Annotated in this window: 19 protein-coding genes; 6 read left to right on the forward strand and 13 right to left on the reverse strand. The window is 65.3% G+C overall.

The features are described from left to right. Positions 1 to 225: 225 nt before the first annotated feature. The 9 genes from NMQ14_RS07840 to hemP all read right to left on the reverse strand — a co-directional run bounded on the left by NMQ14_RS07840 (position 226) and on the right by hemP (position 5,648). The gene (locus NMQ14_RS07840; protein WP_257094960.1) at positions 226 to 981 is read right to left on the reverse strand and encodes a PEP-CTERM sorting domain-containing protein; all 756 of its coding nucleotides are present in this window, start codon (positions 979 to 981) and stop codon (positions 226 to 228) included. 295 nt (positions 982 to 1,276) lie between these two features. Next, positions 1,277 to 1,891: a 30S ribosomal protein S4 gene (gene rpsD, locus NMQ14_RS07845; RefSeq protein ID WP_257094962.1), complete on the reverse strand. Its 615-nt coding sequence runs from the start codon at positions 1,889 to 1,891 to the stop codon at positions 1,277 to 1,279. 17 nt (positions 1,892 to 1,908) lie between these two features. Beyond that, positions 1,909 to 2,154 carry a hypothetical protein gene (locus NMQ14_RS07850; RefSeq protein WP_257094964.1) on the reverse strand — a complete coding sequence of 82 codons (246 nt, stop codon included), beginning with the start codon at positions 2,152 to 2,154 and terminating at the stop codon, positions 1,909 to 1,911. Positions 2,155 to 2,397: 243 nt separating this feature from the next. After that, positions 2,398 to 2,817: a biopolymer transporter ExbD gene (locus NMQ14_RS07855; protein ID WP_257094966.1), complete on the reverse strand. Its 420-nt coding sequence runs from the start codon at positions 2,815 to 2,817 to the stop codon at positions 2,398 to 2,400. Between the two features lie 14 nt (positions 2,818 to 2,831). Continuing rightward, positions 2,832 to 3,602 carry a MotA/TolQ/ExbB proton channel family protein gene (locus NMQ14_RS07860; RefSeq protein WP_069040107.1) on the reverse strand — a complete coding sequence of 257 codons (771 nt, stop codon included), beginning with the start codon at positions 3,600 to 3,602 and terminating at the stop codon, positions 2,832 to 2,834. A gap of 86 nt (positions 3,603 to 3,688) precedes the next feature. After that, the gene (locus tag NMQ14_RS07865) at positions 3,689 to 4,495 is read right to left on the reverse strand and encodes an energy transducer TonB (protein WP_257094968.1); all 807 of its coding nucleotides are present in this window, start codon (positions 4,493 to 4,495) and stop codon (positions 3,689 to 3,691) included. Between the two features lie 176 nt (positions 4,496 to 4,671). Further along, positions 4,672 to 5,151, reverse strand: coding sequence for a bacterioferritin (bfr, locus tag NMQ14_RS07870; RefSeq protein ID WP_257094970.1), 480 nt, complete (start codon positions 5,149 to 5,151; stop codon positions 4,672 to 4,674). A gap of 88 nt (positions 5,152 to 5,239) precedes the next feature. Further along, a complete protein-coding gene (locus tag NMQ14_RS07875; protein WP_257094972.1) occupies positions 5,240 to 5,455 on the reverse strand; it encodes a (2Fe-2S)-binding protein in 216 nt (71 codons plus the stop codon). Between the two features lie 7 nt (positions 5,456 to 5,462). Continuing rightward, entirely contained in the window at positions 5,463 to 5,648 is a 186-nt protein-coding gene (hemP, locus tag NMQ14_RS07880) for a hemin uptake protein HemP (RefSeq protein WP_069040110.1), read from the reverse strand. A 187-nt stretch (positions 5,649 to 5,835) separates the two neighbouring features. Here hemP and dmeF point away from each other — a divergent pair, with 187 nt between their 5' ends. Both dmeF and ppa read left to right on the forward strand, forming a co-directional pair. Beyond that, a complete protein-coding gene (dmeF, locus tag NMQ14_RS07885; protein WP_257094977.1) occupies positions 5,836 to 6,813 on the forward strand; it encodes a CDF family Co(II)/Ni(II) efflux transporter DmeF in 978 nt (325 codons plus the stop codon). Positions 6,814 to 6,840: 27 nt separating this feature from the next. Next, positions 6,841 to 7,389 (forward strand): inorganic diphosphatase, encoded by a 549-nt coding sequence (ppa, locus tag NMQ14_RS07890; RefSeq protein ID WP_257094979.1) that lies wholly within the window; start codon positions 6,841 to 6,843, stop codon positions 7,387 to 7,389. A 15-nt stretch (positions 7,390 to 7,404) separates the two neighbouring features. On the opposite strand, the gene NMQ14_RS07895 is transcribed toward ppa, so the two are convergent. The 4 genes from NMQ14_RS07895 to xseA form a co-directional block, all read right to left on the reverse strand. Continuing rightward, positions 7,405 to 8,595 (reverse strand): GNAT family N-acetyltransferase, encoded by a 1,191-nt coding sequence (locus NMQ14_RS07895; protein ID WP_257094981.1) that lies wholly within the window; start codon positions 8,593 to 8,595, stop codon positions 7,405 to 7,407. After that, on the reverse strand, positions 8,596 to 8,985 hold the full coding sequence (locus NMQ14_RS07900; protein ID WP_257094983.1) for a 4a-hydroxytetrahydrobiopterin dehydratase: 390 nt from the start codon (positions 8,983 to 8,985) through the stop codon (positions 8,596 to 8,598). It lies immediately after the preceding gene. Positions 8,986 to 9,103: 118 nt separating this feature from the next. Continuing rightward, positions 9,104 to 9,691: a superoxide dismutase gene (locus NMQ14_RS07905; protein WP_257078774.1), complete on the reverse strand. Its 588-nt coding sequence runs from the start codon at positions 9,689 to 9,691 to the stop codon at positions 9,104 to 9,106. Positions 9,692 to 9,787: 96 nt separating this feature from the next. Then, entirely contained in the window at positions 9,788 to 11,137 is a 1,350-nt protein-coding gene (gene xseA / locus NMQ14_RS07910; RefSeq protein ID WP_257094985.1) for an exodeoxyribonuclease VII large subunit, read from the reverse strand. Between the two features lie 245 nt (positions 11,138 to 11,382). On the opposite strand from xseA, the gene NMQ14_RS07915 reads away from it, so the two are divergent. Genes NMQ14_RS07915 through NMQ14_RS07930 form a run of 4 tightly spaced genes read left to right on the forward strand, consistent with a single transcriptional unit; the run spans position 11,383 to position 13,647 of the window. Continuing rightward, positions 11,383 to 11,994: a MotA/TolQ/ExbB proton channel family protein gene (locus tag NMQ14_RS07915; RefSeq protein ID WP_257078772.1), complete on the forward strand. Its 612-nt coding sequence runs from the start codon at positions 11,383 to 11,385 to the stop codon at positions 11,992 to 11,994. 9 nt (positions 11,995 to 12,003) lie between these two features. Next, positions 12,004 to 12,432 carry a biopolymer transporter ExbD gene (locus NMQ14_RS07920; RefSeq protein ID WP_257094987.1) on the forward strand — a complete coding sequence of 143 codons (429 nt, stop codon included), beginning with the start codon at positions 12,004 to 12,006 and terminating at the stop codon, positions 12,430 to 12,432. Further along, a complete protein-coding gene (lpxK, locus tag NMQ14_RS07925; RefSeq protein WP_257094988.1) occupies positions 12,429 to 13,445 on the forward strand; it encodes a tetraacyldisaccharide 4'-kinase in 1,017 nt (338 codons plus the stop codon). The genes NMQ14_RS07920 and lpxK overlap by 4 nt, the downstream gene beginning before the upstream one ends. Continuing rightward, positions 13,426 to 13,647: a Trm112 family protein gene (locus tag NMQ14_RS07930; protein ID WP_257094991.1), complete on the forward strand. Its 222-nt coding sequence runs from the start codon at positions 13,426 to 13,428 to the stop codon at positions 13,645 to 13,647. The genes lpxK and NMQ14_RS07930 overlap by 20 nt, the downstream gene beginning before the upstream one ends. The last annotated feature ends 10 nt before the right edge of the window (positions 13,648 to 13,657 follow it).

A 13,657-nucleotide genomic window follows, 5' to 3' on the forward strand; every position in this document is an offset into this window, starting at 1 on the left:
CGGCGCGACGCGGTCAGGCGTGTGCGTGCCTTGTGCTCCGGCCGCCGAGGCGGCGAGGCAGGCGAATGCGCACAGTCCGGCTGCAGGCCAGCAGGCGGAGCGGCGGAGAGGATGCCTTGCGGCTGTGGAGGGCTGGGGTGTCACGGGAAGTCTGCAACGGATGCGGTGCGCCGCGCGCACCGCAGGGTGGACCGCCGGACCTGATCGTCCGGCGGTGGGCGGCAATCAGCCCTTGTTGATGCGGCGATGTGCGCTCAGCGTGATCAGCCCGAGGCCGCCCAGCATCAGGGCCCACGTTTCCGGTTCCGGCACCGGTGCCGCGACCAGCTGGTCCAGCTGGAAGGCTTCGGTCTGCGAGTGGGTGTCGGTGCCGAAGGTGATGCGGAAGCTGTCGACCGGCACAGTGACGCCCAGCGCCGCGAGATTCCACGTGAAGGTGGCGTGGTTCGGGTTGTTCGGGTCGGACGCCACGACCTGACCGGTGAAGAAGTCGGTGTAGCTGAGGTTTTCCGTCTCGACCAGCGACGCGGTCAGGAACTGCGTGCCGTTGTTGTAGCTCAGGCGGGGCGCGTAACCGGTTTCGAACAGCCCGTCGACGCCATTGGCGCCGCGGCTGATGTTGATGTAGCTCTGGAACACGATGCTGGTCAGGCCGTCGGCGGCGTCGGCAACCGCCATTTCGAAGGTCGAGCCGGCACCGCTGAACTGGTACAGGCCGGCCGATGCCGGGTAGGCGCCACCCGACATCTTGCGGAAGATCGTGTCGCCGGCGCTGCCGTCGACATTGGCGGCCAGGCCCGCGCTCAGTTGGGCGGCCGTGATGCGGCCCGCAGTCAGGTTGTTGAAACCGTCGCTGGCGACCGAATCGGCCGGTGAGCTGAACGATTCATGCGCGGTGGCGGCGACTGCCTGACCGGCGACGGCAAACGACAGCAGCGCGGCGGCGCTGATTACTGCACGGGGCAGAAGTGACGTGATCATGATTGACCTCTCGAAGCGGGTTGAAGACGTGGAGCCGGCGCGGTTGCGCGGCCATTGACAGGAGACGCGCCTGGTTGCGGCAGGGCAGTGAAGCGAACCGGCGATGCAGATCGATGATGCGAACAGCGACATGTCAGCGTCTCCTGAAGAAGCGTGACTGGCTGGATCGCGTGAGCGGATCTGGCTGGCAGCCCCGGCCGCGGCGCGGGCGGGGGAAAGTGGAAAAACAGCAGCGAAGCAAAAGGGGCAGGCAGATCGGCGCAGGGCACCCGATCGACCGCTTACCAGTGTGTGATCAGACGCGCAGGGCGTAGAACTCGACCACCTTCTGTGCTTCGAACGCAAAGGGTGTGGCATCGCCCGGTGGAAGATGGGCGAGGCGCAGGCTCAGCGTCGCCGCGTCGAAGACGAGCCAGTCAGCCCGTTCGAGCGGCGGTGTCTGCAGCGCATCGACCACGCTCTGGACGGTGCGGCCCTTGTCGGTCAGCGTGATGGTGTCGCCGACACGCAGCCGGATCGACGGAATGTTCACCCGCCGTCCGTTGAGCAGCACGTGCTTGTGGCGTACCAGCTGGCGTGCCGCCGGAATCGTCGGCGCCAGACCGCCGCGGAACACGATGTTGTCGATCCGCCGCTCCAGCAGTTCGACCAGTTTTTCGCCGGTCGGCAGCTTCGAACGTTCGGCTTCGCGGAACACGCTGCGCAACTGGGTTTCGTTGAGACCGTAGTTGTAGCGCAGCTTCTGCTTTTCCATCAGCTGGGCGCCGAATTCCGACTTGCGGCGGTTCGGGCGCGCGCCATGCTGGCCGGGCGGCGAGGTGCGGTTTTCGATGTTCTTCCGGGTCAGACCGGGCAGGTCGGTGCCGAGTGCGCGCAGCACGCGCAGGCGGGGGCCGGTGTAGCGGGACATCTTCGGGGTTCTCCGGATCAGTGGGCGGCGCGCAGGCCTGCATCGCCGACGGCATGCAGGCTCCAGCGGCCAATGAGCGCGTCGCACACCTCACGCATCAGCGGATCGGCGCGCTCGTCCTCGGCCACGACTTCGAGATGGCGGATCACCATCTGCGCAACTTCCGGGCACGGGCGTTCCGCAAACCGGGTCATGACGAACAGCGTGGCAGCCGCCAGCATGTTCGGACTGGCGTCGCCAGTGGCACTGTGTTCGGTCGTCATACCTGCTTCCTCCGGCGGTCTGGGCGTGCGGGGCACGGGGTGGCTGGCGGATGGCTGCCGGGGCAGCAGGCTGGCGCATGTCCTGTTCAGTGATGAATAGGAATGATTCGCATTCAAACACGCAGGGTGTGGCGTGTCAAGCGTCGCTGCGCGCGCAGCCGGTGAAGGAATGTGTCGGCAGCCGGACGGTCAGGACGAAAAAAAACCGCCGGTCAGGGCGGTCTTTTGGGGAGCCGGGGCGCCTTACTTCGCGGTGGAAGGATCCGTCACGAAGCCAATGCGGGTCAGCCCGAGCCGTGCTGCCTCGCTCATGACGTGTGCCACCGAGCGGTAGGGCACGTTCTGGTCGGCGCGCAGCTGAATCTCCGCGGTCTTGTCGCGCGCGGCCGCTTCCTGCAGCTTCACCTTCAGCGTTTCCTTGTCGATCTTCTCGCCCGACCAGAACAGCTGCTCGTCGGCACCGATCGCGATCTGGATGTTCTCTGGCGGCAGTTCGTTCGCGGCGGTCGATTCTTTCGGCAGATCGACCTTCACCGCATGGGTCAAAAGCGGCGCGGTCACCATGAAGATGATCAGCAGCACCAGCATCACGTCGATCAACGGAATCATGTTGATTTCCGCCATCGGTCCGTCGTCGTCCTGTTCGAAGCTTGCGAAGGCCATCTGTCTGCTCCCGCTCAGTGCGCCGGACGCGCAGCGTCGCGGCCGTGCTCGACCAGTGACAGCACGCGGTCGCCGGTGGCTTTCGGGTCATTCGTGCCGACGTCCTTGATGCCGGTGGACAACATGACGAACACGTCGTGCGCGAAGCTGTTCAGCTCCGCCATCACATTGCGCGTCGAACGTGCAAAGAAGTTGAATGCCAGCGCCGCCGGGATGGCGGTGGCCAGACCGATGGCAGTCATGATCAGCGCCTCGCCGACCGGCCCGGCCACCTTGTCCAGCGTGCCCTGACCGGACATGCCGATCGCCAGCAGCGCGTGGTAGATGCCCCATACGGTGCCGAGCAGGCCGATGAACGGCGCGCTCGATGCGACCGATGCAAGGAAGGTCTGGCCGTACTCCATGCGGCTGCGGTCGCGCTCGATCGAACGCTTCAGCGCACGGGTCAGGAATTCGTCGGCACTGCCGGTGGCGATCAGGCCGCGCGCGCCCGCCTTGCCATTGCGCAGCGTTTCGACGGCGCTGAACCCCTCATGTACAAGATGCGAGAACGGATCGGTGACGCCGTTGGACCGCATGTCGCGCGCCACGTCTTCCAGCGACGAAGCGTTCCAGAAGCGATCCATGAACTGGCTGCTGGCACTGCGCTGACGCAGCGCAACGATGCCCTTGAGCACGATCAGGAACCAGGTCCCGATTGACGCAAGCGCCATCAGCACGACGATGGTGATTGCGACAGCATCCGCATTCGACAGGAAGTGCGCAAAACCCAGTGATTCATTCATCAAGACTCTCCATGTGAAGCCAGATCAAAGCCATAGTGCAAAAAAGGATCGCTGCGCAGTGTACGCCAGCGGTCGTGCCGGTCAAATCATCGCGGCAGTCTGAAGCTGAGCGGGACCACGACTGATTCGGCGACGGCTTCGGTACCGCGTCGTGCCGGCACGAACTTCCATTTCTTCACCGCGTCCAGCGCGGCCTCGTCGAGTCGGGGGAATCCGCTCGACTTTTCGATATCGACCTTCGACGGCATGCCGTTTGCCTCGACCATCACCCGCAGCATCACCCGACCTTCTTCGCCGGCGCGGCGCGACAGCATCGGGTAGGCCGGTTTCGGGTTCGACAGGTAGGCAGCGTCGAAGCGGGGCGGTTCCAGTGTTGGTGGCGGCGCGGCGACAGGAGCTGCCGTGACCGCGGCAGGCGCTGGCGCGGTTGCGGGTATGGCGTCGATCGCAACCGGTTCCGGCGGTGCAGGCTCCTGTACCGGCGCACTCTCCGCGCTGGGCGCATCGGCCGCCGCTGTCAGCTTCGGCAAGACGACTTCCTTGCGTCGGGGCACCGGTTTGGTGACCGGCTTCGGTGGCTCGGGCTCCACCTTCGGCTGCTCGCGCGCCGGCTCGATATCTGCCATCGGCAGCGGTTCGGGCGCAATCAGTGTCGCCAGCATGACCGTGGTGGGCGCGCTGGGCAGCGGCAGCTGGACATGCATCAGCCAGAACAGCGCAAGGCCATGCAGCAGCAGTACCGTGCCGAGCGAAAAGATGCGCGCCAGCGCGCCGGCATCGGGCGGCCCTGACCAACGCCCCGGTTGGGTATCCGCAGTGACCGGAAGGCGGAAGACGGGTGGAAACTGCGGTGGCAGGGTTCCGGCTCCGCCTGCCAGCGCCGCGCTGCTCATGGCGCCCATACCGATGACGACAGGTGGACGCGGCGCGTCGATGGGAAGGAGGGAAACGTCACGGCAGGCAGTGTGGGAAGGAACATCCGTGCTACTTCAACTTCGGGTGAGGGCCATGGTCGTGACGGTGAGGGGACGGCCGGCACCCGACTGCCGGTCCTGCCCCGACCGGCAGCTCAGCTGCCGATTTCTCCCATCGCGGCCTGCGTGTAATTCTGCAGTCCCATCTTGTCGATCAGGTCAATCTGGGTTTCCAGCCAGTCGATATGTTCTTCGGTGTCCGCCAGGATCGAACGGAACAGGTCACGTGAGACATAGTCGCCCGCGGTTTCGCTGCAGGCGATTGCTTCCTTCAGCGTCGTGTGCGAGATGTGCTCGATTTTCAGGTCACAGCCGAGCATTTCCGGCACGTTCTCGCCGATCAGCAGCTTGTGCAGATCCTGCAGGTTGGGCAGGCCTTCGAGCAGCAGGATGCGTTCGATCAACGCATCTGCATGCTTCATTTCCTCGATCGACTCGTGGTGCTCATGGTCGCCAAGCTGCTTCAGGCCCCAGCTCTTGTACATCTTCGCGTGCAGGAAATACTGGTTGATCGCCGTCAGTTCATTCACCAGCTGCTTGTTCAGATACTGCAGAACCTTCTTGTCGCCCTTCATGTGCCGTCTCCTGTTCAGGCGGTGTCACTGGCGTGACGCCTGACCGTATTCTAGGCCACACGAACGCTTGTGTTGCACAGCATCAATTTCAGGCGGCGCAGCCCGACGCCAGCTGCGCGTGCGCGACGAGTGCCCGCAGATCAGCCCGGGCTTCGTCGATCACTTCCTTTGCGGCGCGCACACATTTGCCGCAATCCCGGCAGCAGCCGAGCTGTCCGGCCACGTCACGCACAGTGCGGCAACCGGTGCTGACCGCAGCCTTGATATCCCGGTCGGTGACCGGTTCGCACAGACAGATGTACATGGCGACTCTATTTGGTGAGTATCAATTTGCCATTGCGCGTCAGGCGCAATGAGTAAAGTTCGCCACCGTGATTGATGGCGACCTGTTTGCGGCCACCCAGCAACTGCGCCGAATCAAGTGTTGGCGACGGAGTGGGTGACGCGGCGGGAGCGTTGGCGGGTGTCTGCGGCAGCGGCAGTGCAGGCGTATTCATGTGCCAACAAACAAATAATAATGAGAATGGTTCGTATTAATACAGAAGCCCGAGCCGGTGTCAAGTGTTCGCTGCGCGGGTTGTCGACACCAGCGGCCGACAGGTTCGTGCGGCACGCTTGTCTCCGCGGGCTGCCTTTGCGGCAGCGTGACGTCACAGCGTAAGCGTCGCACCCTACAATTGCCCGATGAACATACCTCCACGCGACGCACAGGACACGCAAGCGCCGTCCTGCCCTGTACATCAGCCCGACTTCCTGCGGGCGCAACGTCAGGCTGAAAAGGCGGTCGGCCATGTGCTGTGGCTGAGTGCGATCGCCATGCTGACGGAAATCGTCGCCGGCCATCTGACGGGATCGATGGCGCTGCTGGCCGACGGTTGGCACATGGCGACACACGTGGCAGCAATGGGCATCAGCGCATTTGCGTACGTGTATATGCGCAGGCATGCCGGGCAGGCGCATTACAGCTTCGGCCCGGGCAAGGTGTCCTATCTGGCGGCCTATTCGTCCAGCCTGCTGCTCGCAGGCGTCGCGCTGGCCATGCTGTACGAGGCGGCGTCGCGGCTGCAGGCGCCGCAAGACATCCATTACGACGAAGCGCTCGCGGTCGCTGTGCTGGGGTTGATCGTCAATCTGCTCAGCGCATGGCTGTTGCACGGCAATGACCATGACCATGACGGAGACGAGCACGCGCACGAACATGCGAACGGGCACGCCGACCAGAATCTGCGCGCCGCCTATGTTCACGTGCTGGCTGACGCGATCACGTCAGTCGCCGCCATCGTGGCGCTGATCGCCGGCAAGTGGGCCGGCATTGCCTGGCTCGACCCGGTCATGGCGGCGCTCGGCGGCGTGCTCATCCTGCGCTGGGCCTGGCGACTGGCCGGCGACAGTGCCGGCGTGCTGCTCGACCGTCAGATCGACAGTCACCTGCTGCACGACATCCACGCCTGCCTCGCACGACACGGCGTACGCGCGCTCGACCTGCACCTGTGGCTGCTTGCCCCCGGTCGCCATGCGTTGCTGCTGACGCTCGCCGGGTCGCCGGAGCTGGATGTCGACCGCCTGCGGCATGAACTGGGTGCCATGGCGACGCTGGCCCATGTGACACTGGACATCGTGTCGCGGGATACATCTTCTGTTGCGCCGCAACAATCGCTATAATCGCGGGCTTTTCAAAAGGAGCGAGACATGGGTCTGGAACGAGTTCCGTCGGGCAAGGATCTGCCCAACGATTTCAACGTGGTCATCGAAATCCCGATGCATTCGGACCCGGTCAAGTACGAAGTGGACAAGGATTCCGGCGCCGTCTTCGTCGATCGCTTCATGTCGACTGCGATGCACTACCCGTGCAATTACGGCTACATCCCGCATACCATCGCTGGTGACGGCGACCCGGTCGACGTGCTCGTGCTGGCGCAGTTCGCGCTGCCGCCGGGCGTGGTGGTTCGCTGCCGTCCGATCGGCATGCTGAAAATGGTCGACGAAGCCGGCGAAGATGCCAAGCTGCTGGCCGTGCCGGTGGACAAGCTCACGCCGATGTACCGCTCGGTGCAGAGCCCGCGCGACCTGCCGCAGATCCTGCTGGACCAGATTTCGCACTTCTTCGAGCACTACAAGGATCTGGAACCCGGCAAGTTCGTCAAGGTTCAGGGCTGGGGCGACATCGAAGATGCCAAGCGCGAAATCATGTCGGGCGTCGAGGCCTACCAGAAAGCCGCCGACAAGCCGGCGTTCTGACCTTTCGGCGTTCGCTCACGGACTGTCGACATCGATCGCGCCCGGTGCGCGATCTGCTGTCGTCAGCGCCTGAGCCGTCTGCCGGTAAGGCGTGCGCTCTTCCAGTTCGTCAATGTGCATCGCCATGCCGGCGCGTTCCCGCTCCAGATAGCGCGCCACAGCGTCGGAAAAATCGGCGTCGCGCAGCCAGTGCGCCGACCAGGTCGTTTCCGGCACGAAGCCGCGTGCCATCTTGTGCTCGCCCTGGGCGCCGCCTTCGAACACCTCGAGCTTGCGCTCGATCGCGTATTCGATCCCCTGGTGGTAGCAGGCCTCGAAGTGCAGGCAGGGCAGATGTTCGAGCTCGCCCCAGTAACGACCGTACAGCCGCCTGTCGTCGCGCAGGTTCAATGCGCAGGCGATGTCGTGCCCGCCTGCACTGGCCACGACCAGCATCAGCGCGTGCGGCACACGTTCCCGCAGCAATTCGAAAAAGCGGAAGTTCAGATACGGGCGCTGGCCGCGCACACGATAGGTGTTGCAGTAGCACTTGAAGAACAGCGCGAGCTCGGCGTCGCGGATGTCCGGTCCGTCGATGCGCCGCAGCATGATGCCTGCATCGGCCACACGGCGCCGCTCCTGGCGGATTTTCTTCCGCTTGTCGCGCGCCAGCGATGACAGGAAAGTTTCGTAGCTGTCGTAGCCCGCGTTGGTCCAGTGGAACTGCACCGACTGGCGCAGCAGCAGCGACGTGTTCCCGAGCGCGGCCAATGATTCAGCATCCGGGAACAGCAGGTGGGCGGACGACACGCCGCTGTCACGCGCATGGGCCAGCCAGGCGTCGAGCAGCGCGGTGCGCGCCGGCGCATCGCGTGCCAGCAGCCGCGGGCCGGGTACCGGAGTGAATGGAATGGCACTCAGCAGCTTGGGGTAGTAGGGGCGGCCGGTCCGTTCAAGCGCCTCGGCCCATGACCAGTCGAACACGTACTCGCCATAGCTGTGCAGCTTGCGGTAACCCGGCAGCGCGGCGATCAGTCGTCCGCCCTCGTGGATCGAAAGGTGGTCCGGCTGCCAGCCGGATGCATCGGTGACGCAGCCCGAACTTTCGAAGGCGTCCAGCAGCGCGTGCGACAGCGTGGCATGGCCGCCGGTCAGCGCGTCCCACTGGGCCGCGTCGAGATCGGCGATCGCACCATGGTGCTCGACGCGCAGTTCCGGTCCGGTCACTCAGTCGTACTTGATGTACTTGAAGCGCGGGTCGTCCGGCGTGCCGGCCAGGGCCGAGCCTTCAGCCAGCGCCGGCTGCCACATGACGACCTCTTCGATCTTCTTCGCCAGCTGGAAGTCGCGCTCGGTCACGCCCTTGGCTTCGTGGTTCATCGGCTTGACGATCACGAAGGCGTAGGACACCGCGAGATCCGGGTGGTGGAAGGCCGCTTCGGCCAGATGGCCGACCGTGTTCACGACCATCAGCGTGCCTTTCCAGCCGCTGGTCTTGTACTTGCGGCGTATCCAGCCGTCCTCGTAGTACCACTTGGGCAGTTCGCCCTTCAGGCGGGCGTCGATCTCTTCCAGCGTGAAGGCCTCGTTCGGCCCGGCGGTTCTCCACTGCGTCATGTCGCTACCCCTCGGAGTGTTCGGTCAAACCATGAAAAACGCGCTGTCCCGCCCGGCCAGGGCCGGATGAGGCAGCGCGCATCTGCGTCGCATGCCGGAGGCGGACTCCGGCGGGCGATCAGGCCGCGAAGTTCTTCGCCGCGAAGTCCCAGTTGGCGAGGCTGGCGAGGAAGGTATCGACGAAGTCCGGACGGCGATTGCGGTAGTCGATGTAGTAGGCGTGTTCCCACACGTCGAGCGTCAACAGCGGCTTGGCGTCGGAATTGAGCGGCGTGCCGGCGCCGCTGGTGTTGACGATGTCCAGCGAGCCGTCCGGCTTTCTGACCAGCCAGGTCCAGCCGGAGCCGAAGTTGCCGACAGCAGATGCCTTGAACGCCTTCTTGAATTCGTCGAAGCTGCCCCACTTGGCATCGATCGCTGCCGCCAGCGCGCCGGTCGGTGCACCGCCGCCTGCAGGCTTCATGCTGCTCCAGAAGAAACTGTGGTTCCACACCTGTGCGGAGTTGTTGAACACGCCGCCGGCCGGTGCCTTCTTGACGATGGCTTCCAGATCGAGGTTTTCGAACTCGGTGCCCTTGATCAGGTTGTTCAGGTTGGTGGCGTAGGTCTGGTGATGCTTGCCGTAATGAAACTCGAGGGTTTCGCGCGAAATGTGCGGGGCCAGAGCGTCGAGTGCATAAGGCAGCGGGGGCAGCGTGTGTTCCATGGTCTCTCCCAGTCGAGTCGGTTCAAAGTCAGGTAAGCGAGTTTAGGGTTGCCCAAGTCCGAGCACAAGGCAAAGCTTGCAGGCAGAAGGGCTCCCTCAGGGTCCTGGTGTTTCATCGGCGGCAGCCTGTACGTCGACGCGATCGACCGTCACGCCGGCCGCACCGCGTCCGAACTGCAGTTCAAGGCCTTGTCCCGCTGAAAGCGCAGCCGCGTCGCGAACGATGCGGCCGTCGCCGTCGCGCACGATGGAAAAGCCGCGCGCCAGCACGGCCGCCGGGTCGAGCTGCGCCAGTTGGGCTGCGTTGAGACCGCTGCGGTGGCGCGCGGTTTCAAGCAGCCAGCGCGCCGAGGTTCGAAGTCGCTCGGTCAGCCGCAGCAGTGCGACCTGACGACGCGCGACATCGGGGCGTCTGTCGTGCAGGCGTTGGGCCAGGGCATCTGCTTGACGGCGCTGCTGCGCCAGGCCGACATCGCGGGCGCGGCGCATGCGCGCATGCAGCGCATGCAGCCGTTCGCCTGCCCGCGTCAGCTGTCGTGCCGGCGCGTGCAGCCGCGACGACAGGTCATCCAGCCGCTGGCCGCGCCGCTCGACGCGGGCGCGCATGGCGCGGGCCAGCCGCTGCGCCAGTCCGATCAGCCGTGCAGCTGCCTCGACATGGCCGGCGCTGACCAGTTCGGCGGCGGCGGTCGGCGTGGCGGCCCGGATGTCCGCCACGAAGTCGGCAATCGAAAAATCCGTTTCGTGCCCGATGCCGGTGACTACCGGAACCGGGCTGGCTGCAATGGCGCGTGCCACCGCCTCGTCATTGAAGGCGGCGAGGTCTTCCGCCGATCCGCCGCCGCGTACCAGCAGCAGGGCGTCGCAGCCAAGGCGCCCGGCCCGCGTGACGGCGGCGGCGATCTGCGGCGGCGCCTCTGCGCCCTGCACGAGACAGGGCAGCACGGTCACCTCGATATGGCGGGCGCGCCGCGCCAGCGTGATCAGCACGTCGCGCAGTGCTGCACCCGACGATGAGGTGACCACAGCCAGCCGGGCTGGCAACGCCGGCAGCGGCCGCTTGCGCGCAGCGTCGAACAGGCCCTCCTGTTCGAGCTTTGCCTTGAGCCGCAGAAAAGCGTCGTGCAGCGCACCCTGGCCGGCCGGCCGCATTGCATCGACGGTCAGCTGAAAGTCGCCGCGCGCCTCGTACAGCGACACCTGGGCGCGCACCTCGACGCGCAGGCCGGCGCGCACTTCGAACGGCAACAGCTGGCTGCGGTTGCGGAACATGACGCAGCGCACCTGAGCCAGTTCGTCCTTCAGCGAAAAGTAGAGGTGCCCCGACGCAGCGCGCGTCACGCCCGACAGCTCGCCGCTGACCCACAGCACCGGAAAGCTGCGCTCCAGCGTCAGGCGGGCGCGTCGCACCAGTTCGGATACCGGCATGCCGGGTCCGGCCGGCATCGGTGATTCAGTGACCATCGTTCACCACGCTGTCATCGAAGCTTAATTTTTGATCGCTGCAAGAAAAACGCCTGTGCCGGCCGCGATTTCCCGCTGTCGTCCGGCCGCTACCCACACGGTTATCCACAAGTTCTGTGGATAACCCCGCCCGGCGGCATGCTGCGGTGCGCAACGACATCGGGTCAGGGTTGCCCCGGCTGGTGTCGCAGGCTACAGTTCGCCGCTTGCTGACGAGGGGAGCGCACGTGTTTGACATCATCCGGGCGGCCGGCTGGCCCATCTGGCCGCTGATCGCGGCGTCCATCATTGCCCTGGCGCTGATTTTCGAACGTCTGGCGAGCCTGCGACGCAGCAAGGTGGTGCCACCGGCGCTACTTGATTCCGTGCTGGCCGATCTCAAGGGCGGTCTGCCGAACGCCGACATGATACGCCGCGTTGCCGCCCACTCGCCGCTCGGCCGCGTGCTGGCGGCCGGTCTGCGCAACGTGCGCAACCCGCGCGAAATCATGAAGGAAGCAATCGAGGAAGAAGGGCGTTCGGTGGTGCATCACCTCGAGCGCTATCTGACGACCCTGGGCACGATCGCCGCCGCCGCGCCGCTGATGGGGCTGTTCGGGACGGTCGTCGGCATGATCGAAATCTTCGGTTCCCAGACGGCGACCGGCAGCAATCCGCAACAGCTCGCGAGCGGCATTTCGATCGCGCTCTACAACACCGGCTTCGGTCTGCTGGTGGCGATACCTGCACTGATCTTCCACCGCTACTTTCGCGGTCTGGTCGATGACTTCGTGGTCGAGATGGAGCAGCTTGCGATCAAGCTGGTCGAGGTCGTACACGGCGAGCGTTCGGCAAAGTAGGGCGCCCAGATGAATTTCCGACGCGGACGCGCACGCGAAGAGCTGGAAATAAACCTGATTCCGCTGATCGACGTGCTGCTGGTCATCCTCATCTTCCTGATGGTGACCACGACCTACTCGAAGACGGCCGGCCTCGAAATCACGCTGCCCAGCGCGCAGGCGCCGGAAGCCGAGCCGGTGGCGCGCGAAATCAATGTGATGATCACGGCTCGTGGCGACATCCTTGTCGATCGTCAGCCGGTGCCGGCAGGTGACATCGAGCGGCTGCGCAGTGCGCTGGCGGGCGCTGCGTCGGGCAAGGAAGATCCGGTGGTGATCATTTCGTCCGACCGCGACGCACGGCTGCAGTCGTCGATCGATGTCATGCAGGCCGCACAGAAAGCAGGCATCGCCGGCATTTCCTTCGCCACCCAGTCCGACGCGCCGGCCGGTCGATGAGCGCAGCGCGGGCGCTGCCCGAAGCGTGGCAACGGCGTGGGTGGCTGGCCTGGCTCCTGTGGCCGCTGTCGCTGCTGTACCGCCTGGTCACCGCGCTGCGCCGCGCCGCTTTCCGCGCGGGCGTGTTGCGCGCCGACCGGCTGCCGGTGCCGGTAGTGGTCATCGGCAACATCATCGCCGGCGGCGCCGGCAAGACCCCGCTCACCCTCTATCTGGCGCGTGCCCTGACCGCGCGCGGCCACCGTCCGGTCATCGTGTCGCGCGGCTACGGCGGGACCGTGCAAGGGGTGCGCGAGGTCGCGGCGGAGGATGACCCGGCGCTGTGCGGCGACGAAGCGCTGTTGCTGGCGCATCGCAGCGGTGTGCCGGTATGGGTCGGACGTCACCGTGCAGAGGTCGCTCGCGTGGCACTCGCGCGCCATCCGCAGTGCGACGTCGTGCTGTGCGACGATGGTCTGCAGCATTACGCGCTGGCGCGCGACATCGAGATCGCGGTATTCGACCGGCGCGGTGTCATGAACGGACTTCATCTGCCGGCCGGCCCGCTGCGCGAGCCACCGTCGCGTCTGGCAGCGGTGTTTGCGCAGGTGCTCAATGGCACACCGGACACACCGCTGACCGGCCCGCCGCGCTTTTCGATGCGTCTGCGCGGCGAACGCTTCCACCGGCTTGGTCATCCGGAAGACAGTGCAGGTGTCGCCGACCTTCAGGGTCTGCGCCTGCATGCCGTGGCCGGCATCGGCGAGCCGGCGCGCTTCTTCGACCACCTGCGCACGCTCGGACTGGTGTTCGTTGCGCATCCGTTTCCGGATCATCACGCGTATTCGGCTCGGGACCTGATTTTTCAGGACTGCGATGCCTTGCTGCTGACCGAGAAGGACGCGGTAAAATGTCACGGATTGTCGGACACCCCTGTGTGGGTATTGCCGGTCGAGGCACACCTCGATCCTGATCTGGCGGGCCGGGTATCCGACCGCCTTGCGGAGCTGAAGCATGGACCCCCGACTACTTGAGATTCTCGTCTGTCCGCTCACCAAGGGACCACTGGTGCTTGACCGTGCACGCAACGAGCTGCAGTGCAAGGCGAGCCGCCTTGCCTACCCGATACGCGATGGCATTCCGGTCATGCTGGAAGACGAAGCGCGCGAAATGACCGAGGACGAAGTGGCCGCCCTGCGCGACACGGCGCCGGGTCGCGGTACGGCGTCCATCTGAGGCTTCGATC

Source organism: Methyloversatilis sp. XJ19-13 (assembly GCF_024580155.1).
Lineage (GTDB): Bacteria > Pseudomonadota > Gammaproteobacteria > Burkholderiales > Rhodocyclaceae > Methyloversatilis.

Bases quoted from the DNA above. Each gene is read 5' to 3' on its own strand.
- NMQ14_RS07840 (WP_257094960.1), bottom strand. From the start codon at position 981: ATGATCACGTCACTTCTGCCCCGTGCAGTAATCAGCGCCGCCGCGCTG.
- rpsD (WP_257094962.1), bottom strand. From the start codon at position 1,891: ATGTCCCGCTACACCGGCCCCCGCCTGCGCGTGCTGCGCGCACTCGGC.
- NMQ14_RS07850 (WP_257094964.1), bottom strand. From the start codon at position 2,154: ATGACGACCGAACACAGTGCCACTGGCGACGCCAGTCCGAACATGCTG.
- NMQ14_RS07855 (WP_257094966.1), bottom strand. From the start codon at position 2,817: ATGGCCTTCGCAAGCTTCGAACAGGACGACGACGGACCGATGGCGGAA.
- NMQ14_RS07860 (WP_069040107.1), bottom strand. From the start codon at position 3,602: ATGAATGAATCACTGGGTTTTGCGCACTTCCTGTCGAATGCGGATGCT.
- NMQ14_RS07865 (WP_257094968.1), bottom strand. From the start codon at position 4,495: ATGAGCAGCGCGGCGCTGGCAGGCGGAGCCGGAACCCTGCCACCGCAG.
- bfr (WP_257094970.1), bottom strand. From the start codon at position 5,151: ATGAAGGGCGACAAGAAGGTTCTGCAGTATCTGAACAAGCAGCTGGTG.
- NMQ14_RS07875 (WP_257094972.1), bottom strand. From the start codon at position 5,455: ATGTACATCTGTCTGTGCGAACCGGTCACCGACCGGGATATCAAGGCT.
- hemP (WP_069040110.1), bottom strand. From the start codon at position 5,648: ATGAATACGCCTGCACTGCCGCTGCCGCAGACACCCGCCAACGCTCCC.
- dmeF (WP_257094977.1), top strand. From the start codon at position 5,836: ATGAACATACCTCCACGCGACGCACAGGACACGCAAGCGCCGTCCTGC.
- ppa (WP_257094979.1), top strand. From the start codon at position 6,841: ATGGGTCTGGAACGAGTTCCGTCGGGCAAGGATCTGCCCAACGATTTC.
- NMQ14_RS07900 (WP_257094983.1), bottom strand. From the start codon at position 8,985: ATGACGCAGTGGAGAACCGCCGGGCCGAACGAGGCCTTCACGCTGGAA.
- NMQ14_RS07905 (WP_257078774.1), bottom strand. From the start codon at position 9,691: ATGGAACACACGCTGCCCCCGCTGCCTTATGCACTCGACGCTCTGGCC.
- xseA (WP_257094985.1), bottom strand. From the start codon at position 11,137: ATGCCGGCCGGACCCGGCATGCCGGTATCCGAACTGGTGCGACGCGCC.
- NMQ14_RS07920 (WP_257094987.1), top strand. From the start codon at position 12,004: ATGAATTTCCGACGCGGACGCGCACGCGAAGAGCTGGAAATAAACCTG.
- lpxK (WP_257094988.1), top strand. From the start codon at position 12,429: ATGAGCGCAGCGCGGGCGCTGCCCGAAGCGTGGCAACGGCGTGGGTGG.
- NMQ14_RS07930 (WP_257094991.1), top strand. From the start codon at position 13,426: ATGGACCCCCGACTACTTGAGATTCTCGTCTGTCCGCTCACCAAGGGA.